19 protein-coding genes, 1 other RNA gene and 1 pseudogene are annotated in these 24,869 nt (G+C 65.3%); 13 read left to right on the top strand and 8 right to left on the bottom strand.

The genetic code is table 11. The annotated features are described in order from the left end of the window. Positions 1-46: 46 nt before the first annotated feature. The 3 genes from ffs to MLD63_RS05305 all read right to left on the bottom strand — a co-directional run bounded on the left by ffs (position 47) and on the right by MLD63_RS05305 (position 2,071). Positions 47-143: signal recognition particle sRNA small type (gene ffs, locus MLD63_RS05295), an RNA gene on the bottom strand. A 46-nt stretch (positions 144-189) separates the two neighbouring features. Continuing rightward, positions 190-576, bottom strand: a complete 387-nt coding sequence (locus MLD63_RS05300; RefSeq protein ID WP_255328852.1) for a hypothetical protein — start codon at positions 574-576, stop codon at positions 190-192. Then, positions 512-2,071, bottom strand: coding sequence for a bifunctional 2',3'-cyclic-nucleotide 2'-phosphodiesterase/3'-nucleotidase (locus MLD63_RS05305; RefSeq protein ID WP_255328853.1), 1,560 nt, complete (start codon positions 2,069-2,071; stop codon positions 512-514). Before MLD63_RS05305 ends, MLD63_RS05300 begins: the two co-directional genes overlap by 65 nt. Positions 2,072-2,288: 217 nt before the next feature. Between MLD63_RS05305 and MLD63_RS05310 the strand changes: the two genes are divergently transcribed. Continuing rightward, entirely contained in the window at positions 2,289-2,747 is a 459-nt protein-coding gene (locus tag MLD63_RS05310; protein ID WP_255328854.1) for a hypothetical protein, read from the top strand. Here the strand turns inward: MLD63_RS05310 and MLD63_RS05315 are convergent, their stop codons facing one another. Continuing rightward, positions 2,748-3,596 carry a prephenate dehydratase gene (locus MLD63_RS05315; protein ID WP_255328855.1) on the bottom strand — a complete coding sequence of 283 codons (849 nt, stop codon included), beginning with the start codon at positions 3,594-3,596 and terminating at the stop codon, positions 2,748-2,750. A gap of 148 nt (positions 3,597-3,744) precedes the next feature. Between MLD63_RS05315 and MLD63_RS05320 the strand changes: the two genes are divergently transcribed. The 8 genes and pseudogenes from MLD63_RS05320 to MLD63_RS05355 all read left to right on the top strand — a co-directional run bounded on the left by MLD63_RS05320 (position 3,745) and on the right by MLD63_RS05355 (position 13,573). Continuing rightward, positions 3,745-4,284, top strand: a complete 540-nt coding sequence (locus MLD63_RS05320; RefSeq protein WP_255328856.1) for a c-type cytochrome — start codon at positions 3,745-3,747, stop codon at positions 4,282-4,284. Between the two features lie 188 nt (positions 4,285-4,472). Continuing rightward, positions 4,473-6,362 carry an extracellular solute-binding protein gene (locus MLD63_RS05325; protein ID WP_369696996.1) on the top strand — a complete coding sequence of 630 codons (1,890 nt, stop codon included), beginning with the start codon at positions 4,473-4,475 and terminating at the stop codon, positions 6,360-6,362. A 67-nt stretch (positions 6,363-6,429) separates the two neighbouring features. Then, entirely contained in the window at positions 6,430-7,197 is a 768-nt protein-coding gene (rpiA, locus tag MLD63_RS05330) for a ribose-5-phosphate isomerase RpiA (RefSeq protein WP_255328858.1), read from the top strand. Beyond that, positions 7,197-8,600: a glutathione-disulfide reductase gene (gorA, locus tag MLD63_RS05335; RefSeq protein ID WP_255328859.1), complete on the top strand. Its 1,404-nt coding sequence runs from the start codon at positions 7,197-7,199 to the stop codon at positions 8,598-8,600. The genes rpiA and gorA overlap by 1 nt, the downstream gene beginning before the upstream one ends. Positions 8,601-8,662: 62 nt before the next feature. Continuing rightward, positions 8,663-9,979, top strand: coding sequence for an FtsH protease activity modulator HflK (gene hflK, locus MLD63_RS05340; protein ID WP_255328860.1), 1,317 nt, complete (start codon positions 8,663-8,665; stop codon positions 9,977-9,979). Then, a pseudogene (gene hflC / locus MLD63_RS05345) lies at positions 9,979-10,992 on the top strand (protease modulator HflC); the annotation flags it as partial. The gene hflK and the pseudogene hflC, both read left to right, overlap by 1 nt. Before the next feature lie 528 nt (positions 10,993-11,520). Further along, complete coding sequence (locus MLD63_RS05350) at positions 11,521-13,143, top strand: Do family serine endopeptidase (protein WP_255328861.1); 1,623 nt, start codon at positions 11,521-11,523, stop codon at positions 13,141-13,143. 106 nt (positions 13,144-13,249) lie between these two features. Further along, on the top strand, positions 13,250-13,573 hold the full coding sequence (locus MLD63_RS05355; RefSeq protein WP_255328862.1) for a 2Fe-2S iron-sulfur cluster-binding protein: 324 nt from the start codon (positions 13,250-13,252) through the stop codon (positions 13,571-13,573). 15 nt (positions 13,574-13,588) lie between these two features. Here the strand turns inward: MLD63_RS05355 and MLD63_RS05360 are convergent, their stop codons facing one another. The 4 genes from MLD63_RS05360 to MLD63_RS05375 all read right to left on the bottom strand — a co-directional run bounded on the left by MLD63_RS05360 (position 13,589) and on the right by MLD63_RS05375 (position 17,944). Next, positions 13,589-14,248, bottom strand: a complete 660-nt coding sequence (locus tag MLD63_RS05360; protein ID WP_255328863.1) for a TetR-like C-terminal domain-containing protein — start codon at positions 14,246-14,248, stop codon at positions 13,589-13,591. Between the two features lie 146 nt (positions 14,249-14,394). Then, positions 14,395-16,215 (bottom strand): translational GTPase TypA, encoded by a 1,821-nt coding sequence (typA, locus tag MLD63_RS05365; protein ID WP_255328864.1) that lies wholly within the window; start codon positions 16,213-16,215, stop codon positions 14,395-14,397. Between the two features lie 391 nt (positions 16,216-16,606). Next, positions 16,607-17,389, bottom strand: coding sequence for a hydroxypyruvate isomerase family protein (locus MLD63_RS05370; protein ID WP_255328865.1), 783 nt, complete (start codon positions 17,387-17,389; stop codon positions 16,607-16,609). Then, positions 17,390-17,944, bottom strand: a complete 555-nt coding sequence (locus MLD63_RS05375; RefSeq protein WP_255328866.1) for a DUF1285 domain-containing protein — start codon at positions 17,942-17,944, stop codon at positions 17,390-17,392. Between the two features lie 63 nt (positions 17,945-18,007). On the opposite strand from MLD63_RS05375, the gene MLD63_RS05380 reads away from it, so the two are divergent. From MLD63_RS05380 to MLD63_RS05395, 4 genes are read left to right on the top strand one after another with little or no spacing between them, the layout of a single operon-like run. After that, positions 18,008-19,015, top strand: coding sequence for an AAA family ATPase (locus MLD63_RS05380; protein WP_255329504.1), 1,008 nt, complete (start codon positions 18,008-18,010; stop codon positions 19,013-19,015). Further along, a complete protein-coding gene (locus tag MLD63_RS05385; protein WP_439957626.1) occupies positions 19,012-19,896 on the top strand; it encodes a DUF58 domain-containing protein in 885 nt (294 codons plus the stop codon). Before MLD63_RS05380 ends, MLD63_RS05385 begins: the two co-directional genes overlap by 4 nt. Positions 19,897-19,900: 4 nt before the next feature. Beyond that, positions 19,901-22,693 (top strand): DUF4159 domain-containing protein, encoded by a 2,793-nt coding sequence (locus MLD63_RS05390; protein ID WP_255328867.1) that lies wholly within the window; start codon positions 19,901-19,903, stop codon positions 22,691-22,693. Continuing rightward, the gene (locus MLD63_RS05395; RefSeq protein WP_255328868.1) at positions 22,690-24,810 is read left to right on the top strand and encodes a hypothetical protein; all 2,121 of its coding nucleotides are present in this window, start codon (positions 22,690-22,692) and stop codon (positions 24,808-24,810) included. Before MLD63_RS05390 ends, MLD63_RS05395 begins: the two co-directional genes overlap by 4 nt. The last annotated feature ends 59 nt before the right edge of the window (positions 24,811-24,869 follow it).

The following is a 24,869-nucleotide window of genomic DNA, read 5'->3' on the forward strand; positions in this document are numbered from 1 at the left end:
GACGGCGCAATAGCGCCTTCCGACGCTATCGATGAGGGATGATGTGGGTGAGAGGCTGGACAACGACCCAAGCGGGGCTCGTTACGGCTGCTTCCTTCCGGACCTGACCGGGTTGGCGAGGCGCCTGCCCGCGCCAACCTCTCACCGCCCAGATAAGCGCCTGAGAATTGGGATGCAACCCCGCCGCAGTCAGAGAGCCAGACGAAACCGCGCGAAGCCTTCATCACTTATTCCGGCATAGTCCATCCGCGCCCGTTCTTCATGTCCCAGACGGGTCATGTGATCCCTGGCATCAGGGTGCGTTTCGAACATGGCCGTCGCGCCGAGATTGCGGAACTGCCAAGGCCTGCAGATCGGCAGGTCAACGATCCGACGTTGTCGAAGATAACGACGCAGGACGGCGCGGGTCGGCCTCTCATCGCGCAGGGCGATCCGGCCACGCGCGACCAGCGGCGCGAAAAGTCCGCAGGCGGCGAGGCGAAAGCTGTTCGTGGCAAGCAGGAAGCGGCTGTCATCCGCGATTGGGTCGCCGCGGTGGCGCACATTGGCGATGCGATGGCTGTCCGCGTCGATCAACGCGCCAGAAGCGGCATGGCGGGGGCTGAGACAGGTCGATCTCCCATGTCAGGCCGTCGATCACGTCGAAATTGTAGCTTGGGAAGGCGTCGTCGATCAGCGGGGCATCCGTCTGGCCCGGAGTGATGCGTCGAAAGATGCTCGCCGATCGTTCCAGCCACGCAATCAGATCTGCGCCGCGCATCTCGACCGCGCAGATGCGGTTCGGAAACAGGTAGAGATCGGCAAGGTTGCGTTCGGTCAGCCTGCCTGCCGCGACGCAGGTGTAGTGATCGGGACCGCCGCGTCCCCCGGCTCGGAACGGCGCAGAGGCGGACAGGATCGGCAGCTTCGCCCATTCGGTGTCTCGCAGGGCGCGACGGACGTGCCAACGCTGCGCCTTGGCGACCAGATGCAGTCCGGGATCGTCGCCGATCAGCGAGAAGAAGCTGGTCATTGCGGACCGCGACCGTGCGATGCGTCGCCGCAGGTGACGACGTGTCGCCGCGTGGTGACGCTTGGCCGCATCGCTGATCACCGCTGCGGCGGGAATATCGGGGCCAACCGGCTCGGCCCGCGATGAGAAACCCTCGATCGTCCAGCGCCCGAATGCATCACGCCGCAGATCGAGGTCAATGACGCCCAGATGCGAGCCGCCAAAGCCCGCCATCACCGCAGGCTTGCCAGCCAGCGCCCCACGGGTGGGATCGACACCCGGCGTCGCTGGGAAAAGCGGGTCTGGAAACACCTGATGGGTGTGGCCCGTGATAACGGCGTCGATTCCCGGCAACGCGGCCAGCGCGGTCGCCGCGTTTTCCATTCCGGGCGTGGCCTCCGCCTCGCCGATGCCGGTATGAGCCAGCGCCACGACCAGATCAGCGCCCGCAGCGCGGATCAGCGGAACCTCTGCCGCGGCTGCCTCGACAATGTCGGCGCAGGCCATGTCGCGATGCAACTGGCGGTCCCATTCCACCGTCTGCGGCGGGACGAGGCCGATCACCCCGATGCGGAGCGTCTGGCGGCTGCCGTCCAGCGCCTCTATCTCGCGATCCAGGATCAGCGACCTCGGCGGCGCGCGATGGCGTGACAGGCAGACATTGGCCAACGTGAAGGGGAAGCGCGCGCCTTCGATCGCACGCATCAGAAAGCCGACACCATAGCTGAAATCGTGATTGCCAAGGGTCGCTGCGTCATAGCCCATCGCGTTCATTGCGGCGATGGCTGGATGTGGTTTGCGCGGCCCAACGCCGTCGACATAGGCGACGAAATCGCCCAATGGACTGCCCTGCAGGAAATCCCCGTTGTCGAACAGCAGCGTGTTCGGGTGGTTTCTGCCCCGGCACGCGATCAGCGAGGCGGTCCGCGCAAGCCCTATCCCCGGATTGGGCCGGTCAGCCAGATAATCGAAGGGAAGTACGTGCATGTGCAGGTCGGTCGTGGCGAGGATGCGAAGCGCGAAGCGGCTCGCAGCCTCCGCTTCATCCTGGTAGTCCAGCCCGCAATTGCCGTCCGCCATACACGATCGTCCTGATAAGGCCATTCCTCAGACGGCCCCGCACTCGTTCTCAACTACCAGTTGTAGAAAGGGAAAATGCGTCCGGCAAGGCAAATCGCTGAATAAAGAGCAATTTGTCTTCGTCTGCGGTTGATCCAAGCAGGGGCCATGACATAAACAGCGGTCCGGATGGCGGAACGCCAGCCCGAGAGAAATTGTCCGACGGCAGAGAGGAAGCATGAAGTTTTCCACCCGCGTCGATACCGACCGCAGCGCGCCCGAGTTGTTTGCCGCGATCAGCGATTTTGACCGGATTGCGAAGATGCTGATTTCGCGTGGCGTTGCGGTCGAGCCGATCGCGCCAGATCAGGATCCAGGCACCGGCATGGCCTGGTTCGTCACGTTCGACTGGCGTGGACGCGAGCGTCGGCTGCGCATGGACGTCACGCGTTTCGACCGGCCCGAAAAGCTGACGATCGCCGGCTCGTCAGAGCCTTTCGATCTGATCATCGACATGACCGTGGTCGCTCTCAGCCGTGAGCGTGCGCGTCTGATTTTCGAGACCGACGTAAGGCCGCGAAACATCCGGGCGCGTCTGATGCTGCAGACGGCAAAACTGGGCAAGACGCAACTGGATGAACGCTATCGCAAGCGGATCGATTCATTCGTTGAAAACCTGCTTGTGCCTGTCGCGTGACTAGGCCTGCGCCTGCGTGATCCGCAGTGGATCGGCCGGATAGACGCCCAGAATGTCCAGGCTCGATGTGAACCAGCCGAGTTCGTCCAGCGCAAGGCGCACATTCTCGTCCTCGGGGTGGCCCTCGATGTCGGCATAGAACTGGGTCGCCGTGAAGACGCCATCGACCATGTAACTTTCCAGCTTGGTCATGTTGACGCCGTTGGTCGCGAACCCGCCCATCGCCTTGTAAAGCGCGGCGGGAATGTTGCGGACGCGGAAGACGAAGCTGGTCATCATCCGTTCGGAACGCCGGGTCAGGTCGGCCTCGCGCGACATGACAAGGAAGCGGGTCGTGTTGTTGTCGCGGTCCTCGATCTCGTCGGCCAGACGATCGAGCCCGTAGATTTCCCCAGCCAAAGGTGCGGCAAGCGCTGCAAGCGCGGGATTGCCCGTCTCGGCGACCTGCTTGGCCGAACCGGCCGTGTCGGCGCCCGTGATGCCGTGGATACCATGCTGACGCAGGAAGCCGCGGCACTGACCCAGAAGGACGGTGTGGCTCATCGCTTCGCGGACGGTCTCAAGCGACGTGCCGGGCACCGCGAGAAGGCTGATGTGAACGCGCACAAAGGCCTCGTCCACGATCCGCAAACCGGATTCCGGTAACAGGTGATGGATGTCCGCCACGCGTCCGTAGGTCGAGTTTTCGACGGGAAGCATGGCCAGATCGGCGTCTCCCGCACGGACGGCCTCGATCACATCTTCGAAGGTGCGGCAGGGCAGGGCGTCCATGGCCGGGCGCGCCTGACGGCACGCCTGGTGACTGTAGGCGCCGGGTTCGCCTTGAAAAGCGATGCGATTGTTGGCCATCGGCAGGCTCCGTTCGGGACGCGCGCGGTCAGGACCGGCCGACGTCGTCAATCAGGATCGGCGGCTAAGTATACCTTGATCCCGGAAAGCGAAAGCGGATAGATAGCCACGCACAAATCCAGCCACGCTATCCGACGGGACCGCCGCCATGTTCGACACGATGACCATCACCAAGATCGCCGGAGCGCTGATCGGCGCACTGCTTTTCCTGATGCTGGCCAATTGGGCTGCTAGCGGCGTCTATCACGTCGGTGCACCGGGCGGCCACGGCGAAGAGGGCGAGGAGCACGCTCAGGCCTATACCATCCCGGTCCCCGAGAGCACGGGCGGTGGGGAAGCCGAAGCCGAGGAAGAGATCGACTTCGCGGCGCTGATGGAACAAGCCGACGTCGCCGCAGGCGAAAAGGACTTTGGCAAGTGCAAGGCCTGCCACAAGCTTGACGGCACCGACGGCACCGGTCCGCACCTGAACGGCGTCGTCGGTCGCGCGGTCGCTTCAGTGGCCGGCTTCTCGTATTCCACCGCCATGGTTGATCACGTCGCCGACGCGCCCGAGTGGACGCCCGAGGCGCTGCAGGAATTCCTAGCGAACCCGAAGGGCGTTGTGAGCGGCACCAAGATGTCGTTCGCCGGTCTGAAGGACCCGCAGGATCGCGCCGACCTGATCGCGTATCTGGCGACCCAGTAAGCGCCAGCCGGAATTTAGTATGACGAAGGGCGTGGCCATCGGCCGCGCCCTTTTCCGTTTCGCGTTCACGAAATCGCTGCTTGATCCCTCGCCGCGCCACATCCTAGCGTGACCCGATATTTGCCGGAGGAACGACCTTGCGCCTGTCTCGACTTCTCGCGCCGCTGCTTGCAACCGCTGCCTTGACGATGCCCCTTGCCGCGCAGGAGACGCCGCCCGCCGAACCGTCGCCAGATGCCGCAAACGACGCTGCGGCTGACGCATCCAGCGGTGTCGACGAAAGCGTCGCGGGTGAGGAAAATCTGATCCGGTCACATGGCGTCTCGACCTTCGGGGATCTGGCTCTTCCGGCGGATTTCGAGCATCTTCCCTACGTCAATCCGGATGCGCCAAAAGGGGGCGAGATCGCGCAGTCGATCCCGAACAGTACCGGCTTTGACAATTACAACCCCTTCACGTTCCGCGGCCGCGGCGCTGCACTGTCCTCGATCATGCTGGAATCCACCCTGACCGGCACCGCGGACGAGATCGGCGCAGCTTATTGCCTGCTGTGCTCGACGCTCGAATACCCGGAAAGCCGGGACTGGGTGATCTTCAACCTGAGGCCCGAGGCCGCTTTTTCGGACGGTACGCCGCTGACCGCGCATGATGTTCTGTTCAGCTATGAACAGCTTCGCGACAAGGGCCTGTCATCCTTCCGCGTGGTCATCGCGCAGCAGGTGATGAAGGCCGAGGTTCTGGATGATCACCGCATCAAGTTCTACTTCACGCCCGATTATCCGCGCCGCGACGTGATCCAGTCGGTCGGCAGTCTGCCGGTTTTCAGCCGCGACGATTTCTCGGACAACGAGCGCGATCTGGAACAGCCGATGCAAGAGCCGTTTATCGGTTCGGGACCCTATGTCTTCGACCGTGCGGACGTGAACAAGATGGTCAGCTACAAACGCAACCCGGACTATTGGGGTGCCGATCTGCCGATCAATCGCGGCCGGTTCAATTTCGACCGCATCCGTTACGAATACTTCGCCGATTATGATGCTGCGTTCGAGGCATTCAAGGCAGGCGAATACACCTTCCGGCATGAGGTCAGCAGCATCATCTGGGCGACGCGCTACGATTTCCCCGCGCTCGACCGGGGCTGGGCGGTCAAGGAAACCTTCCCTGATGGCACCATCGCCAGCGGACAGGCCTGGGTTCTGAACCTGCGCAGACCGGACTTTCAGGACATCCGCGTGCGCGAGGCGATCGGCCTGATGTTCAATTTCGAATGGTCCAATCAGGCGCTGTTCTATGGTCTTTACAGCCGGGTCGACAGCTTCTGGGACAACAGCGAACTGGCCGCGACGGGCACGCCCAGCCCCGAGGAACTGGCGCTGCTGGAACCGGTGGCGGGGGATCTGCCCGATGGAATTCTGACCGACGAGGCGGTGACGTCCCCCGAAAGCGGCGAACGGCAGCTGGACCGACCGAACCTGCGTCGGGCAGCGGAACTGCTGAACGAAGCAGGCTGGACCACAGGCAACGACGGGATGCGCCGCAACAGCGAGGGCCGCGTCCTCAAGCTTGAAATCCTGAACGACAGCCAGACTTTCGACCGGGTGATCAACCCCTTCGTCGAAAACCTGCGCGCGCTTGGCATCGATGCCCGGAACACCCGTGTGGACAACGCCGAGTACGAAAACCGCGCGCGCAGCCACGACTTCGACATCATCAGTGATCATCTGGGTCAGGACCCGATCCCCGGCGCGGGACTGCAGCAGTACTTTGGCTCGGCCAATGTGGGCGATGTCTTCAACGTCATGGGCCTTGCCAACCCGGCCATCGACGCGCTGATCCGCAATGTCGAAGCGGCAGAGTCCAATGACGAGTTGACCTTCGCGACGCGCGCACTGGACCGGGCGCTGCGCAGCCTGCGCTTCTGGGTGCCGCAATGGTACAACGCCAATCGCCTTGTCGCCTATTACGACATGTACGAGCACCCCGAAACGCTGCCACCCTATGCATTAGGCGAGCTGGATTTCTGGTGGTTCAATCAGGAAAAGTACGACGCGCTGAAGGCCGAAGGCGCCCTTCGCTGAGGGTTTGCGCTCGCACCCGGCCGATGGCTGGTTTAGGGTTCGCGCGACATTTCCGAGGGAGAAAGCCATGGCCGATCTGAACGATGCCGATCCGGCAAAGCTTGCCGCCGCCCGTGCGGCTGTCGCGCTGGTCGAGGACGGCATGAAGCTGGGGCTCGGCACCGGGTCGACCGCGTCGGTCATGGTCCAAGTCCTGGCCGAGCGTGTGAAGGCTGAAGGCCTGCGCCTGCGCTGCGCCGCGACCTCACAGGCGACGGCGGATCTGGCGACCTCGCTTGGTCTCTCGATCGAGACACTGGACCAGATCGGGCGGCTGGACATGACCATCGACGGCGCCGATGAAATCGATCCTGACCTGAACCTGATCAAGGGTGGCGGCGGCGCGCATCTGCGCGAGAAGATCGTGGCATCCAGCAGCGACCGGATGGTCGTCATCGCCGATGGTGGCAAGGTCGTCGAGCGGCTGGGCCTGTTCCATCTTCCGGTCGAGGTGCTGGAATTCGGGCTTCAAGGCACGACCGCGCGCATCAAGGCGGCCCTGGACGAGATCGGGCTGGATGGCCGCCCGATCCTTCTGCGCAAACGCGATGACCAGCCCTTCATCACCGATGAGGGCAACCTGATCCTGGATCTTTCGCTCGAGGCGATCCCGGATGCCGCCCTCGTCAACCGCACGCTGAACGCGCTGCCGGGGGTGGTCGAGAACGGTCTGTTCATCGGACTCTGCGATCAGGCGTTCGTCGGACGCGACGATGGCACCGTCGTCGAACTGCACCACGACGATATCGAGGACGAGATAGAGCCGCTGTTCGGATCGACGGGCGAGGCCAACTGATGGCCGAGCCGGAGTTCGACTGCGACCTTTTCGTGATCGGCGGCGGCTCGGGCGGGGTCCGTGCCGCGCGGATCGCGGCGACCCATGGCGCCCGGGTGATGCTGGCAGAGGAAAGCCGCATGGGCGGGACCTGCGTTATCCGCGGCTGCGTGCCCAAGAAGCTGATGGTTTTCGCCTCCGCCCATCCCCTCGCCGCGGCCGAGGCTCGCGCCTACGGTTGGTCTGCCGATCTTGGCCCCTTCGACTGGCCGCGATTTCACGGTACGCTGATGACGGAGCTCGACCGGCTTGAAGCTGCGTATACCCGCAATGCCGAAAACGCCGGCGTCACCATCCATCATCAGCGCGCGCGTATCGTCGATCATCATACCATTGCCCTGGCCGACGGCCGGCAATTCAGCACCAAGACCATCCTGATCGCGGTCGGCGGGCGTCCTTTCGTGCCGGATGTGGAGGGTGCCGAGCTTGCGATGATCTCGGACGATCTGTTCCTGATGGAGCAGCTGCCAAAATCGATCCTTCTGGTCGGCGCAGGCTTCATTGCCTGCGAATTCGCGACGATCCTTGCGGGGCTTGGGGTCGAAACCTCATTGGCCTACCGCCGGGACGAACCGCTTCTGCGCGGTTTCGATGGCGAGTTGCGAGAGATGGCAACCGAGCAGCTGCGCGCACTTGGCGTGAACGTGATGCTGGGAACCGAGCCGAAGTCCTTGGCAAAAGCGGATGACGGTATCGCCGTCGTGTTCAACGACGGTCACGAAAGGCGCTACGACGCGGTTCTCTACGCGACAGGTCGCGCGCCCTATACCGGCGATCTGGGTTTGGAGAAGACGGGCGTTCATCGCGACGGCAGGGGCGCGATTGTGGTCGACGAATGGTCGCAAAGTGCCGTCCCCTCGATCTTCGCGGTGGGCGACGTGACCGACAGGGTGAACTTGACGCCGGTCGCGATACGCGAAGCACATGCCTTCGCCGACACGATGTTCGGGGGGCGGCCGCGCAAGGTCGATCACGATCTGGTGGCCAGCGCGGTCTATCTGCGCCCGTTCGAGGTCGCCACGATTGGCCTGACCGAGGAAGAGGCGCACGATCGCGGCCCCGTCGACGTCTACGCCGCGACCTTCCGGCCGATGCGTTCGGCCTTTGCCGGTTCCAATGTTCGGGCGCTGTTCAAGCTGCTGGTCGATCCGGAAACCGACCGTGTGCTGGGCTGTCATCTGTTCGCGCCCGATGCGGGCGAGCTGATCCAGCTCGTCGCGATCCCGATCACGATGGGCGCGACCAAGGCCGATTTCGACGCCACGATGGCGGTTCACCCGACCATTGCGGAAGAACTGGTGACGATGCGCGAACCCGCGCGGCGACACCGGCCCGACGCCGTGTCCGAACGGGCGACGGCTTGACATTCGGGGCCTCGGCCCCAGTTTTCAGACAGGTAACAGGACAGGCAGCGAAGGGCGGATGTATGGCTAATCAGGGCCCCTGGGGGGGTGGCGGTAACAGCGGCAACGGTGGCGGTGATGATGACAAGGGTGGCGACGGCCGCCCGCCGCAGCAACCCTGGGGAGGGCAGCGAAACGAGCCGCCCAAGCGGCCGCGGCGCCCGCAGCAGGGCGATCAGCAGATGCCCGAGATCGAGGATCTGATGAAGAAGGGCCAGGAACGCCTGCGCGTCCTGATGGGCGGCGGCGGTGGCAACCGCCCGCGCGGGCCCGGCGGCAGCGGTCCGAACCTCAGCATGAACCGTTCCACGCTTGGCATTGCCGGGCTCGTGCTGCTTGCGTTGTGGGCCTTTGCCAGCTTCTACACGGTGCGCCCTGAAGAGCGCAGCGTCGAGTTCCTGTTCGGTGACGCCGTCGGGATCGGCGAACCGGGCCTGAACTTCGCGCCCTGGCCCTTCGTTACCGCCGAGATCGTGCAGGTTACTGGCGAACGCGTGACCGAGATCGGCACCGGACGTGGCGGGGAACAGGACAGTGGCCTGATGCTGACCCGCGACCAGAACATCGTGGACATGGAATATCAGGTGGTCTGGAACATCAATGATCCGGCCAAATACCTGTTCAACCTGGCCGATCCGCCCGACACGATCCGCGCGGTGGCTGAATCCGCGATGCGTGACATCATCGCGCGCACGGAATTGGCGCCAATCCTTAACCGCGATCGGGGTGCCATTGCCGAGGATCTGAAGGATCTGGTGCAGCAGACGCTGGACGCCTACGAGTCCGGGATCAACGTCGTCCGGGTCAACCTTGACCGTGCAGACCCGCCGTCGGAGGTCATCGACGCCTTCCGCGAGGTTCAGGCTGCCCAGCAAGAGCGTGACCGGCTTGAGAAAGAGGCTGATGCCTACGCCAACCGCGTTCTGGCTGCCGCGCGCGGTGAAGCCGCCGCAACGCTGGAACAGGCCGAGGGTTATCGCGCGCAGTCCGTGAACCTCGCCCAGGGTGAGGCCGCACGCTTCAACTCGGTCTACGACGAATACGTCAAGGCACCGGAAGTCACGCGCAGGCGGATGTATCTTGAGACGATGGAGAAGGTTCTGGGTGACGTGAACAAGGTGCTGATCGATCAGGGTGACACCGGGCAGGGCGTCTTGCCTTATCTGCCGCTCGATCAGTTGCGTGGCAACACGGGCCAGCAGGGCGCAAGCCGGTCGCAATCGCAGGCCGGTAGCGCGTCCAATATGTCCGGTGCAACCAACACCAGCCTTGGCCAGCCGACGCGTCCGGTCCCGACCGGAACGTCCAACAACGCAACCTCGCAGGGAGGGACGAACTGATGGCACGCAGCAGTTTTCGATCGGCCCTGCTGATCCCCGCCCTGATCGTCGTTGCGGTCGTCGCCATGTCGTCGGTCTATATCGTGGACGAGCGCGAGAAGGGTCTGGTCCTGCGCCTTGGTCGCGTCGTCGCGGTCAAGGAAGAACCCGGACTTGGCTTCAAGGTCCCGTTCCTCGACGATGTCGTGAAATACGACGACCGGATCCTGGGCCTGCCCACCACGCCGCTGGAGGTCACGCCGCTCGACGACCGTCGTCTGGTCGTCGATGCCTTCGCCCGCTGGCGGATCGTCGATGTGGTCCGGTTCCGGCAGGCAGTCGGCACTGGCGGGTATGAGGCCGCGCTTGGCCGACTTGATCCCGTCGTTCGGACGGCCATCCGCGAAGTGCTGGGTTCGGTTCCCTCGACCACGGTTCTGTCTGATGACCGGACCGCGCTGATGAACCAGATCCGCGACGAGGCGCGCCGCAATTCTCAGGGTCTGGGCGTCGAGATCATCGACGTGCGCCTGACGCGGACCGACCTTCCCGAGCAGAACCTGAACGCGACCTACGCCCGGATGCGCGCCGAACGTCAGCGTGAGGCTGCGGACGAAATCGCCCGTGGTGGCGAAGCGGCGCAACGCGTTCGAGCGGCAGCCGACCGGACGGTGGTCGAGCTGACATCCGAAGCGACGAAGCGCGCGGACGTGATCCGAGGTGAGGCGGATGCAGAGCGTAACGCCATCTACGCCAGCGCCTTCGGCCGCGATCCGGAGTTCTTTGCCTTCACCCGGTCGATGACGAGCTATGAGCGTGCCCTGCGCGGCGACACGTCGAGCATCGTTCTGAAGCCCGAGGGCGAATTCTTCAGCTACCTGCAAAGCGATGGGTCGGAGAACGCGACACCCGCGCCTGCGCCCGCGTCGGAAGAAATTCCGGCGGAAACCTCGGACGCCAGTGGCGCCCCGGTTCCCACCGACCCCGAGGCGATCCTTGAGAACGAGCCGCTGGTCGAGCCGACGGTAACGGATCGCGAGGGTAACCGTCTGGGCGAGGCGGCCGGGGTCAAGCTGACGCCGATTCCGGAAAGCCTCGCAGCCCCGCCGGAGCAACCGTCCGCTGTGATGCCGCCCGCCGAAGGCGCGGAGGCCGCGCCGGCAGCCGTCGGGGCCGAAGACGCGACCGGTGCAGCGCAGAGCGATGAAACGGCTGTGCCCGCTGACGGCGATGCCAGCCAGTCCGCGGCGGAACCTGAAGCGTCGGCGTCGGACGCCTCCTCTGTCGAGGCTGCTCCGGCAGAGGGCGAAGCGGCAGCAGAGCCGACCGAACCCGCACCGGATGACGGTGCTGCCGAAACGGCAGAGCCGGAGACGGCCGAGCCCCCCGCGAACTGAACTTCCGGCGGCGTCCCATTGGGGCGCCGCTTTTCTTTCGAAACAAAAGTCACGATCAGTTCATGGTCCGCGATCGTGGTTTATTTGCAACGTAGGCCCATATCCGGTTCACATCATCTCGCTTTCCGTCAGGCGGAATCCGAAGAACACAGGAGCATCTCCGACATGAAACCGATCTTCTCGCGCCAACTCGTGACGGCCTCGGCGCTCGCCATCGCGATGGGCCTTGGCTACGCCGGCGCGCAGCAGAGCCCGACCCCCGCCGATCCGATGCCGCAGGGTCAGACGCAGGACCAGAGCCAGAACGCAGACGACAATCCGGGCGAACTGTCGCCCGAGGCGCAGCAAGAGGCGCGGCAGGCCGCGAACAACAACCAGCCGCTCAGCGCCGAGACGCCCGTTTCGCCGGGAATGCCTGACAGCTTCGCGACGCTGGTCGAAAAGGTCGCGCCTGCCGTCGTCAACATCACCACGACCTCGGTCGTCTCTCGGCCCGCATCGCAGGACGGCGGGCCCAGCTTCCCCGAAGGAAGTCCCTTCTCGGACCTGTTCCGGGATTTCGGATTTGGGCCGCAGGGACCGGAGGGGGGCCCCCGTGCCCCGATGGGTCCGCAGCGGTCTAACGCCCTCGGCTCGGGCTTCGTGATTTCGGCCGAAGGCTTCATCGTCACCAACAACCACGTCATCGACGGTGCTGACGAGATCGAGATCGAATTCTATTCGGGTGAACGCCTGCCGGCCGAGGTGATCGGGACCGATCCGAACACCGACATCGCCGTGCTCAAGGTCGACAGCCCCGATCCGCTGCCCTTCGTGGAATTCGGCGATTCCGACAGTGCCCGTGTGGGGGACTGGGTTCTCGCACTCGGCAACCCGCTGGGGCAGGGCTTCTCGGCCTCGACCGGCATCGTATCGGCCCGCAATCGCGAGCTTTCGGGCACCTATGATGATTATCTGCAGACCGATGCGGCGATCAACCGCGGCAACTCGGGCGGCCCGCTCTTCGACATGAATGGCCGCGTCGTCGGCGTGAACACCGCGATCCTGTCGCCCAGCGGCGGCAGCATCGGGATCGGCTTCTCGATGGCCTCGAACGTCGTCTCGAGCGTGGTCGATCAGTTGCGCGAATACGGTGAAACCCGGCGCGGCTGGCTGGGCGTCAAGATCCAGGACGTGACGCCGGACATGGCCGAAGCCATGGGCCTTGCCGCCGAGAACGGCGCGATGGTCACGGATGTGCCCGAAGGTCCCGCTCGGGATGCCGGGATGGAAGCCGGCGACGTGATCACCAGCTTCGATGGTGGTGAGGTCGAGGACACGCGCTCGCTGGTGCGCCGAGTGGCCGATGCCCCTGCGGGCGAAGCCGTCGAGGTCATCGTCCAGCGCAACGGCGAACCGATGACGCTGAGCGTGACGCTGGGTCGCCGCGAGTTGGCCGAGGGGAACGGCACTGCCAGCGTCGGCTCGTCGGAAGACCCAGAGACCCAGTCGAACGTGCTCGGGATGCAGCTTTCCCCGCTGAGCCCCGAACTGGCGGCGGAACTGGGCGTCAGTCGCGACATGCAGGGTCTGGTCGTCCAAGCTGTCGATCCCGAAGGTGACGCCGCCGAAAAGGGCATTGCCGCCGGTGACATCATCACCGAGGCCGGCCAGCAGCCGGTGACGTCGATGAGCGACATGGAAGACCGAATCTCTGAAGCCCGCGACGCAGGCCGCAAGTCGATCCTGGTGCTGATCCGCCGTGCCGGCGAACCGCGTTTCGTCGCCCTTCCGATCGCTGAAAGCTGATCCGACGCGGTAAAGGCAAGACGTGAACGAAGGGGCGGGATTTCCCGCCCCTTTTCAATGCGCGCGTGATGACCTATCTGCGCGGTCTGAACCGAAGGAAGGCATCATGGCGCGGATCACCTATATCGAGCACGACGGAACCAAGCACGAGGTCGACGTCAAACCCGGCATGACGGTGATGGAGGGCGCGCGAGACAACGGCATTCCCGGTATCGACGCCGATTGCGGTGGCGCCTGTGCCTGTTCGACCTGCCATGTGTATGTCGATCCTGCCTGGGTCGATCGGTTGCCGCCGCGGGATCCGATGGAACAGGACATGCTGGACTTTGCCTACGAGCCCGATCCGGAACGGTCGCGGCTGACCTGCCAGCTCAAGGTGACGGATGCGCTGGACGGATTGGTGGTGCAGATGCCCGAACGTCAGATCTGACGTTCGGCCCCGGACCTAGACGACCGGAATCGTTCCGTTCAAGGCCGCGGCAGACTGATCGCCGACCATGCGCGAGACGTAGTCGCGGAACGAACGCTTCGACAGTTCGAGCGGCTCTTCGGTCGGAACCCATCCCTGCAGGTGATCGTCAGCGGCCATGCGCGCCAACCCATAGACAAAGGCGCGTGCGGCGAGCATCAGGACGTCGATATCAGCGTCCCTGCTGATCCGGCCGCTGTCGCGCGCCCGTTCGATCAGTCCCAGAACCAGCCGCCGGATCGACTCGGCATAGCGGGACAGGCGGGGTTCGTTGTCGAGGTCTATATAGCGACGATCGTAGATGACCCTGAAGGCCGCCAGATCGTCGAACGCCCAGTCCAGATAAGCCTCACCCAAGGCGGTGATCTGCGCGACCGGATCATCCACGGGGGCGCTGGTAATGCGACGGGTCGTCCAGTCGATCATCTTGATCAGCGCGACCTCGGCCACCGCGATCATCAATTCATGCTCGTCTTCGACGATGTCGCGCGCGATATCCAGTTCCAGCCCGGCTGAATCCGCGATCTGTGCCAGACTGGGCAGGCTCGCGCCATTGGCGCGCCCGTCGGTCAGGCGGACCAGAGCGGCGGTCAGCTTGTCGTGGTTCGGCATCACATCCTCGATGGTGCGCGACATTCAGGCTCGCACCGCCATTACCGAACGAAACGCGGCTTCGTTTTTCAAGCCGTTTTTACGGAAGGGCTGCGATAATATACCGGGTCTTGTAAATGTATGGCCGGCCGGACACAGCCTCTGACCGCGAATGGGCCAGAGGCATCAGGTCAGGCTTCGGCGCGGGCCTGGCGCTTGCGCTCGTGCGGGTCCAGATGACGCTTGCGCAGGCGAATGCTGCGCGGTGTGACCTCGACCAGTTCATCGTCGTCGATATAGGCGATCGCGGCCTCCAGGCTCAGGCGAACCGGCGGGGTCAGGCGAACCGCTTCGTCCGTGCCCGAGGCGCGGACGTTCGTCAGCTTCTTGCCCTTGAGCGGGTTCACCTCGAGGTCGTTATCGCGCGAATGTTCGCCGATGATCATGCCCTCGTAGACCTGTTCCTGCGCGCCGATGAACAGCTTGCCGCGCTCTTCCAGGTTCCAGAGCGCGTAGGCGACCGAGACGCCGTTCTCCATGCTGATCAGAACGCCCTGGCGGCGACCCTGGATCGCCCCCTTGTAGGGTGCCCAGTCGTGGAAGATGCGGTTCAGAACGCCGTTGCCGCGCGTGTCTGTCATGAATTCGCCCTGATAACCGATCAGGCCGCGCGACGGGACATGGGCGACGATACGCGTCTTGCCCGCACCTGCAGGCCGCATTTCGACCAGATCGCCCCGGCGGTTGCCGGTCAGCTTGTCGATGACGGTGCCGGAATATTCATCGTCGACATCGACGATGACTTCTTCGATCGGCTCCATCCGCTCGCCGCCTTCCTCGCGGAAGATCACACGGGGGCGGGAGATCGACAGCTCGAACCCTTCGCGGCGCATGTTCTCGATCAGCACGCCCATCTGCAATTCGCCGCGGCCAGACACAACAAAGGCCTCACCGCCGGGGGTGTCCTCGATGCGGATGGCGACATTGGATTCCGCCTCGCGCATCAGGCGCTCACGGATGACGCGGGACTGGACCTTCGAACCATCACGGCCCGCCAGAGGGCTGTCGTTGATCCCGAACGTGACCGAGATCGTCGGCGGATCGATCGGCTGGGCATCAAGCGCGGTGTCCACTTCCGGCGCGCAGATCGTGTCGGCCACAGTCGCCTTGGCCATCCCCGACAGCGTGACGATGTCGCCCGCGACTGCTTCATCGATTGGTGTCTGGTTCAGGCCGCGGAATGCCAGCACCTTGGTGATGCGGAACTGTTCCACCCGCTCGCCGGTACGCGACAATGCCTTGACCGTGTCACCGGCCTTGGCGCGCCCTGCCTCGACCCGGCCGGTCAGCAGCCGTCCCAGGAACGGGTCGGCGGTCAGCGTCGTGGCGAGCATCTGGAATGGCTGGTCATCGCGCGACACCTGGGCAGGCGGTGCCACATGCCGCAGGATCAGGTCGAACAGCGCCGACAGGTCCTTGCGCGGTCCGTCGAGCTCCTCGTCTGCCCATCCACCGATTCCCGAGGCATAGACATGCGGGAAGTCCAGTTGTTCATCGCTGGCACCGAGGTTGGCAAACAGGTCGAACACGTCGTTCAGCGCCTGATCCGGTTCAGCCGCCGGTTTATCGACCTTGTTCAGCACGACGATCGGCTTCAGGCCAAGTGCGAGCGCCTTCGATGTCACGAATTTCGTTTGCGGCATCGGGCCTTCGGCGGCATCGACCAGCAGGCACACGCCATCGACCATCGACAAGATCCGCTCGACCTCTCCGCCGAAATCGGCGTGTCCGGGCGTATCGACGATGTTGATGCGCGTGCCTTTCCACTCGACCGAGGTGGCCTTGGCAAGGATGGTGATCCCGCGCTCACGTTCGATGTCGTTGTTGTCCATCGCGCGCTCGGCGACGGCCTGATTTTCGCGGAACGAACCAGACTGCTTCAGCAGCTGGTCGACGAGCGTCGTCTTGCCATGGTCAACATGGGCGATGATGGCGATGTTGCGGATATCCATGGCGGCAGCCGTCCTGTCCTTCGGGTCGGCTGCCCCCTAACGCAGCAGGGCCGGGATTGCCAGCGGCGAATCCCGGCCCGGTGATGCGCAACGCTAAGTCGCTGTGTCTGTCAGAGCACGAAGCCCACGATCGCCAGCACGATGACGACAAGACCGACGAGGTAGATGATGCTGTTCATGACATTTCCTTCCGTTGAAAGCGGCTCGCGTCAGCGAAGGCCAAGGATGGACAGAATGAACAGGACGACGACGATCAGGCCGACGATATAGATAATGGAGTTCATGAGGCGATCCTTTCCCGGTTCCGCGGGCTGCTGATTTCTGTCCAACGACTGACCCGCCGCATGGTTCCATCGCGTTGTCCGCATTGCCTATTTTTCCAGTGGCCCGGTCAGGACGCAGCTTCCCCGGTGCCGTCGCGACGTTCTTCCGCCAACCAGCCCAGGCCGTCCGAAGTCATGCCGGTGGGATTGTACTCGGCGCTGATCCAGCCCCGATAGTCTGACGCACGCACTGCTTGAAAAAAGCCCGGAAAGTCGATCGGACCAGGTCCGGGTTCGGCGCGCGCCGGAAACGAACCGATCTGGATATGGCGGATCAAGGGACGGTGTGCAGCGAAGGTCGACAGAACGTCACCGGTGATAGCGTGGGCATGGAACGTGTCGAACTGCAACGACAGGTTTTGCGCCCCCACCTGATCGATGATGCCCGCGGCCTGGTCATAGTCACACAGAAAATAGCCCGGCATCGTGTCGCGGTTGATCGGCTCGATCGTCAGGCTCGCATGCGGCGCGCGGGCTGTCGCCCAACGCAGATTCTCGATCATACAGTCGCGGGCCGCGTCGCCTTCGGCCCGCCCCGCCATGATGTGGATATGGCGAACGCGCAGTGCCTCGGCCACGCGCAGGCTGCGGTCGAAATCGCGGCGAAAGCGTTCGATCCGGTCGGGTTCTGCCGCAAAGCCCCGAGGTCCGCCGGCCCAGTTGGGCGGCGGGCAGTTGATCAGCACCACATCGGTCCCTGCGGTCAGCGCGGCCCGACTGATATCCTTGACCGTCAGATCGTAGGGAAACAGAATTTCGACCCCGTCGAACCCGGCGCGCTTGGCGGCCGAGAAACGCTGCAACATCGGCATTTCCGTGAAGAGCAGCGTCACGTTCGCGCAGAACCGCATCTACGTCTCCAGCGCGAAGAAGCGCCCGCCGGAAACAACACCCATCCGTCCATCGGGGCCCGCCTCGGCACGTTCCGCCAATCGATAGAACGTCTTGCGGTCGATCAGCGCCTCCATCCCGCCGCGAACATGGACGTAGGGACGCGGCTCTCCGTCCTTGCCGGTGGCGACGCGGATCGCATGGTCGGGGCCGGCGATCACGGTGTCGCCGACATTGGTGCTGAAGGTGATCGCGTCATCGGCGAAATCAGCGTCGATGGCCAGAAACGGCGCATCCTCGACCCGGATGCCGACCTTCTCCACCGGCGTGACCAGGTAATGCCGGTCGCCTTCACGCTTCAGGATGGTCGAGAACAGCCGGACCATCGCCGGGCGGCCGATCGGCGTGCCTTCATGCCACCAACTGCCATCGGCCCGGATCTCCAGATCCATCTCGCCGCAATAGGGAGGATTCCACTGATCGACCGGCGGCAATCCGCCCGCCTTGCGTCCAGCCTGTGCCGCCATTTCGGCCAGACCTGCCGCACTCACGCTATTGTCAGTCCCGTCTGCCATTCGCTGTGGTCGCCCTGCCTGCAAGCCCCTATGGTGACATCAGGGCAGATGAGAGGCAATGTCATGAACACCGACGAGCGGCTTGTCAGCGAGATCACCGCACTGGGCGAGACACTGGCCGGCGCGCGCGCCAGCATCGAGCGGCGATTCGTCGGTCAGCATGCCGTGGTTGAGCAGGTCCTCGCCTCGATCCTGTCGGGCGGTCACGCTCTGCTGGTGGGCCAGCCCGGCCTTGGCAAGACGATGCTTGTGGACACCTTGGGGACGGTCCTGGGGCTGGGCACACAGCGCATCCAGTTCACGCCTGACCTGATGCCCGCCGACATCCTGGGGTCCGAGGTCCTTGACGTGGCGCCCGATGGCAGCCGCGCCTTCCGCTTCATCGAAGGGCCGGTCTTCACCCAGCTTCTGATGGCCGACGAGATCAACCGCGCCAGCCCGCGGACGCAATCGGCGCTGCTGCAGGCGATGCAGGAACACGAGGTCACGATTGGCGGCCAGCACCGTCCGCTGGGCCGGCCGTTCCACGTGCTGGCGACGCAGAACCCGATCGAGCAGGAGGGTACCTATCCGCTACCCGAGGCGCAGCTAGACCGCTTCCTGCTGCAGATCGACGTCGATTACCCCGACCGCGATACCGAACGCGACATCCTTCTGGCGACGACCGGAATTGACGCCGGTGCCGCGCATGCCGTCTTTGACGGGGCGGGCCTGATCGCCGCGCAGCGGCTGATCCGTCAGATGCCGGTGGGCGAAACGGTCGTGGACGCGATCCTCGATCTGGTGCGCGCCGCGCGTCCCGGTTCGGGTGAAAGCGCGCCCTGGCTGGGCGACAGCCTGGTCTGGGGTCCCGGCCCGCGCGCCGCACAGGCGTTGATGCTTGTCACCCGTGCTCGCGCCGCGATGGAGGGACGCTTTGCGCCCACGCTATCCGATGTCGAAGCAATGGCCGCGCCGGTGCTGCGCCACCGCATGGCGCTGTCCTTCGCCGCCCGCGCACGCGGTGAAACGATTGAAGGCGTGATCGAACGGCTCCTGTCCGACCGGATCGGGGTCAGCCGCGCCGCATGATGGCAAGCCCGGCCGACCTCCGCACCCGTGCCCAATCCGCGGCCGCGGCGCTGCCCGCGCTGGTCTTGTCAGCCGAACGCCTGGCAGCGATGATCGCGCCTGGCGCGCACGGCCTGCGTCGTGGTGGGGCTGGCGAGGATTTCTGGCAGTATCGCCCGGCCGGACAGGGTGATACGGCGCGGTCCATCGACTGGCGCCGCTCGGCCCGGTCGGACCAGCAGTTTGTCCGCGACCGCGAGGCGCAGACCGCGCAGGCGGTTCAGATCTGGGTCAGCGCCGGGCGCGGCATGGATTTCGCCGGATCGGGTAGCGGTCCGCGCGACGAACGTCCGACCAAGCGCGAACGGGCGCAGGTCCTCGGCCTCGCGCTCGCCATGCTTCTGCTTCGCGGGGGCGAAAAGGTGGCGCTGGCGGGGTCGCCGCCGCGCGCTGGACGGGTTCAGGGCGACCGGATCGCAGAGGCACTGGCCCTGCAGCCGCTGGTCGAGGATGACGACGATATCCCGCCCGCGCAGTCGCTGCGCCCCAACCAGCGGGTGATCCTGCTGGGCGATTTTCTGGGCGACGTCGACCCACTGACGGACTACATCGCCCAAGCCGCGGCCATGGGTGTTCGCGGCGCCGCGCTGCAGGTGCTTGACCCCGATGAAGAAGTATTCCCCTTCGCCGGGGCGGTTCTGTTTCAGTCGGCGACCGGCAGAATGCGGCACGACACCCGCGATGCCGGTGGTCTGCGTGACGCCTATCTGTCGCGTCTTGCTGAACGCCGCGCGCTGCTGACCGACACGGCCCGCGCCGCAGGTTGGCATTTCGGTACCCATGACACGGCCACACCGCCGGCCTCGGCGCTGATGTGGCTCTACCGGATGCTGGAGGGCTAGGGCGATGCTGATCCTCGGGCCCCTGGGTTTTGCCACGCCTTGGCTGCTGGCGGCGCTGGCCGCGCAGCCGGTCCTGTGGCTGATCCTGCGCGCGATGCCGCCTGCCCCGAAGCGCCTGGCATTTCCGGGCGTGCGCCTGCTGCAGGGTCTGCGCGATCGCAATCCAGTGGCGCAACGCACGCCGTGGTGGCTGCTGCTGCTGCGGATCCTGGCCGTCGGCTTGCTGATCCTTGCCTTCGCGGGTCCGCTGTGGAAGCCCGTCGTGACCGCGCCTGCCAGCGGTCCGCTGCTGGTGATCGTCGATTCAGGATGGGCGGCGGCGCCCGACTGGTCCGCGCGGCAGGCCCGGGCCGAGCGGGCGCTGAACGATGCGGCTGCCGCCGGGCGGCCGACAGCGCTGTTGATGGCGGACGGGCAGGGCGCGGATGGGCCGCTTGCCTTCGAGGCCGCCGACCGGCTGATCGCGGGACTGAATGGCGCCGCACCACAGGCATGGACCTCACGTCTGCCCGACGATCCCGCTGGTGCCTTGGTCGATGTTCCCGAAGGTCCGCTTTCGACCTTGTGGGTCGCGGACGGGCTCGACGGTGAAAACCGCGCCGCATGGCTGTCGGCCCTCAGTGAGCGCGGTCCCGTGACTGTTGTTCCGCCCGGACGACCGATCACCGCGCTGAGCCTTGCCGAAGGTGACACGCCATCGCTGACGCTGCACGGCACCGACGCGTTGCCGCGCGCAATCCTGGCCATCGGGCCGGACCCTCAAGGGATCGAGCGTGAACTGGCCAAGCTGACCCCAGGCGATCCCGTGACCGAAGGCGGCATCACCCGCCATCCCGTCGCGATCGACCTGCCGCCGGAGTTACGCAACCGCATCACCCGCTTCCAGATCGAGGGCGAGGCACATGCCGGTGGCGTCGTGCTGGCCGATGATCGCGTACGGCGGCGCAAGGTCGGACTTGTCGGCGATCAGGACAGCGCGGCCGAAGGCCAGCAATTGCTGTCGCCGCTGCATTATCTGCGCCAGGCGCTGGAACCGACATCCGACGTGGTCGAAGGTGGTCTGGGCGACGTGCTGAACACCGCACCCGACGTGATCGTGCTGGCGGATCAGATCGGGATGCCCGAAACCGACCAGCTTGCCGCCTGGGTCGAGGATGGCGGCATGCTGATCCGCTTCGCCGGACCGCGCATGGCGGCATCGGATCGGCTTGCCGATGATCCGCTACTGCCGGTCCGTCTGCGTCCCGGTGGGCGCGATATCGGTGGCGCGCTGAGCTGGGGCGATCCACGCGGGCTGGCCGAATTTTCGGGTGACGGCCTGTTCGCCGGTCTTGCAGCGCCCGAGGACGTGGCGATCCGCGCACAGCTGATGGCAGAACCTGCGCCCGACCTGTCGAGCCGGACCATCGCCTCGCTGACAGACAACACGCCGCTGATCACGCGGGCCGAGCGCGGGCAGGGTCAGGTGGTCCTTTTCCACGTCACCGCCAATGCCGAATGGTCGAACCTCCCGATCTCGGGCCTTTTCGTCGAGATGCTGGACCGGCTCGTCGCCAGCGCTCGAGCCAGCGTTCCCGATGAGGCACAGGCAACCGATCGCGAGCAATCTTTCTGGACGCCCGAGTTGGTTCTGGATGGCTACGGTCGCACGCAAAATGCCGATGATCTGGCTCCCGTCTTGGGCGGCGATCTGGCGCTTGGCCCGGGGCCGGGCCAGCCTGCGGGCCTCTATCGCGCTGGCGAACGGCAGCAGGCGCTGAACGCTGGGGGCCCGCTGGTCCTGGCGACGTGGCCCGGTGCCGTGATCGAGGAGGCGGCTTCCGCACCCGGACGGGATCTCAAGCCGCCGCTGATCGTTATCGCGGTGCTGCTGCTGGCGCTTGATGCTTTGGCCTCTGCGTTGTTGGCGCGCGGAATGCGCGTACGGCGCGGTGCGACCGCCGCGATGGTGGTTGGTGCCCTGATCCTGATGATGCCTGCACCGGGCGCACAGGCTCAAGCGACGCCGACCGAGATCGACGAGGAAACGATCCGGGCCGCCGATGAGGTCGCACTGGCCTACGTGCTGACCGGCGAGGAGGACGTAGACCTTCTTTCCGAACAGGGCCTGTCAGGACTTGCGCGGGTGATGTCGCTACGCACATCGGTCGAGCCGGGTGCGCCTGTCGCGATCGATCTCGACACCGCCGATCTGTCGGTGCTGACCTTTCTCTACTGGCCGGTGACCGAAGGTCAGCCCACTCCTTCGCCGCAGGCCTATGTGCGGCTGAACCATTTCCTGCGCTCGGGCGGAATGATCCTCTTCGACACGCGCGATGGTGATCTTGCCGGTGTCGGCGGTCCAGATATGAGCGGTACCTTGCAGGCCTTGGCCGCACCGCTGGACGTCCCGCCGCTGGCGCCGATCCCCGACGATCACGTCCTGACCCGCAGCTTCTATCTGCTCGAGGATTTTCCCGGCCGCTGGCAGGGCAATCCCGTCTGGGCCGAAGCGCCGCCAGCAGGCGCCGAACGGTTGGAAGGGCAGCCCTTCCGCACGCTGAACGATGGCGTCAGTCCGGTCGTGATCGGGGCGAATTCCTGGGCCGCGGCCTGGGCGCTGGATGAAAGCGGCGTGCCTGTTCTACCCGTCGGTCGCGGGTTCGAGGGCGAGCGGCAACGCGAGATGGCGTTCCGCTTTGGCATCAACCTGATCATGTATGTGCTGACGGGTAACTACAAATCCGACCAGGTTCACGTGCCCGCGTTGCTTGATCGCCTGCGCGAGGAAAGCGGAGAGATCGAGGTGATGCCATGACCGGCAGCCTTCGCTTCGATCCGATGCTGCCGTGGTGGATGATCGGCGCGCTGACCGCGGTCGCGTTGCTGGTCGCGGGCTTCGCGCTTTGGCGTAAGCTCAAGGGCTGGGCATGGCGGGGGCTGGCCGGACTTGCCGCCGCGGCCGCTCTGGCCGGACCTGCGCTGGAACTGGCGACGCGCGCCGGTCTGTCCGACATCGTGATCCTGCTCGACGATCGCAGCGCTAGCCAGTCTTTGCCAGGTCGCTCCGATCAGACAGACGAGGCCATCGCTGCGCTGGAGCGTGAGATTGCTGCGCTGCCCAATACCGAATTGCGCCGCGTGACGGTCGGCGATGCCGAGGAAGGCACGCTTCTGGGCGACGCGCTGGAACGCGCGATTGCGGCTGAACCGGAAAATCGCGTCGCCGGCATCGTCGCCGTGACCGACGGCCAGGCGCACGATCCGGCCTTGATCCCGCAGGACGCCCCTGCGCCGGTCCATACCCTGCTGACCGGACGGGCAGAGGATTGGGACCGGCGGTTAGCGATCGAAGAGGCGCCGGCCTTCGGTCTGATCGATCAGACCGTGATCCTGCGCGTTCGGATCGAGGATCAGGGTGCGGTCCCCGACGACGTTGCCGGGCGGCCGGCCAGCTTGCGCATCTCGGTCGATGGAGAGGACGAGCAGGTTCTCGCGGTGCCGCCCGGCGTGCCGCTGGACGTGCCGATCACCTTGACCCATGCGGGGCAGAACGTCGTGCAAATCGGCTTTGACGCCCCCGAAACGGACGGCGAGCCGGAATTGACCGACCGCAACAACGCCGCCGCCGTGACCATCACCGGGGTGCGCGACAGGCTGCGCGTGCTGCTGGTCTCGGGAGAGCCGCACGCGGGCGAGCGAACCTGGCGCAACCTGCTGAAATCGGACGCGGCGGTGGATTTGATTCACTTCACCATCCTGCGTCCGCCAGACAAGTCCGATGGCGTTCCGGTTACCGAATTGTCGTTGATCGCCTTTCCGACCCGCGAATTGTTCATGGAGCGGATCGACGATTTCGACTTGATCATCTTCGACCGCTACCGCGTCCGGGGCATCCTGCCGCCGACGTATTTCGACAACATCGCCCGTTATGTCGAGGATGGCGGTGCGGTGCTGGTCGCGGCGGGTCCCGAGATGGCGAGCGTGGAAAGCCTGAACCTGTCGCCGCTGGGGCGGATCCTGCCGGCGCAGCCGACCGGTCGGGTGGTGGACGCGCCGTTCCTGCCCGAACTGACGGATCAAGGGCGGCGGCACCCTGTCACCGCCGATCTGCCGGGCGCACCGCCGCCTCCGGACGCAGAGGTTCAGGATGCACCGACCTGGGGCCGCTGGCTGCGCATGGCCGAGGTTGATCCCCGTGAGGGCGAGGTGGTGATGACCGGCGCCGACGGTTTGCCGCTGCTGGTTCTGGACCGCGTGGGCGAGGGTCGTGTGGCGCAGTTGACCTCGGATCAGGTCTGGCTTTGGGGCCGTGGTTTCGAAGGTGGCGGCCCACAGTTAGAATTGCTGCGCCGCATCGCGCATTGGTCGATGAAGGAGCCGGAGCTGGAGGAAGAGGCGCTGGAGGCTGATGTCGGCGCGGGGCTGACCGTCCGGCTGACGCGGCGTACGATGCAGGACAGCGCCGGCCCGTTGGAGATCACCGGCCCTGACGATTACAGCCTGACTTTGCCGATGGAGGAAGCGGCGCCGGGACGCTTCACCGCCGACTGGACCGCGCCCGAACCCGGCCTTTATCGCCTGCGTGACGGCGAAACGATCAACCGCGTCCTTGCCCTTGGTCCAGCGGCGCCGCGAGAGTTCGAGACGACCGTGGCCAGCGACGCGACGCTCGGGCCGCTGTCGGAGGCGACCGGCGGCGCGGTGCTGCGGCTTTCTGAAGGCATCCCCTCTGTCCGTTCGGTGCGAGAGGGGCGGCAGGCTTTCGGTCGCGGCGTCGGCGGTGACTGGATCGGGATCACTCCGCGCGAGGCGTCGACCGTCACCGGCCTCTCGCGGCGGCCGATCCTGCCCGGCTGGGCGTGGCTGGCGCTGATCGCAGGTCTGATCCTCGCAGGGTGGCTCAGCGAAGGTCGGCGCATCGCGCGCGGCTGAGGCGCTGACTGCGGTTCGGGCAGCTTGCCAAGCGGGGAAGCCGTTGCTAACCCGTCATA

This window comes from Paracoccus albicereus, assembly GCF_024359525.1.
Taxonomy (GTDB): Bacteria; Pseudomonadota; Alphaproteobacteria; order Rhodobacterales; family Rhodobacteraceae; genus Paracoccus; species Paracoccus albicereus.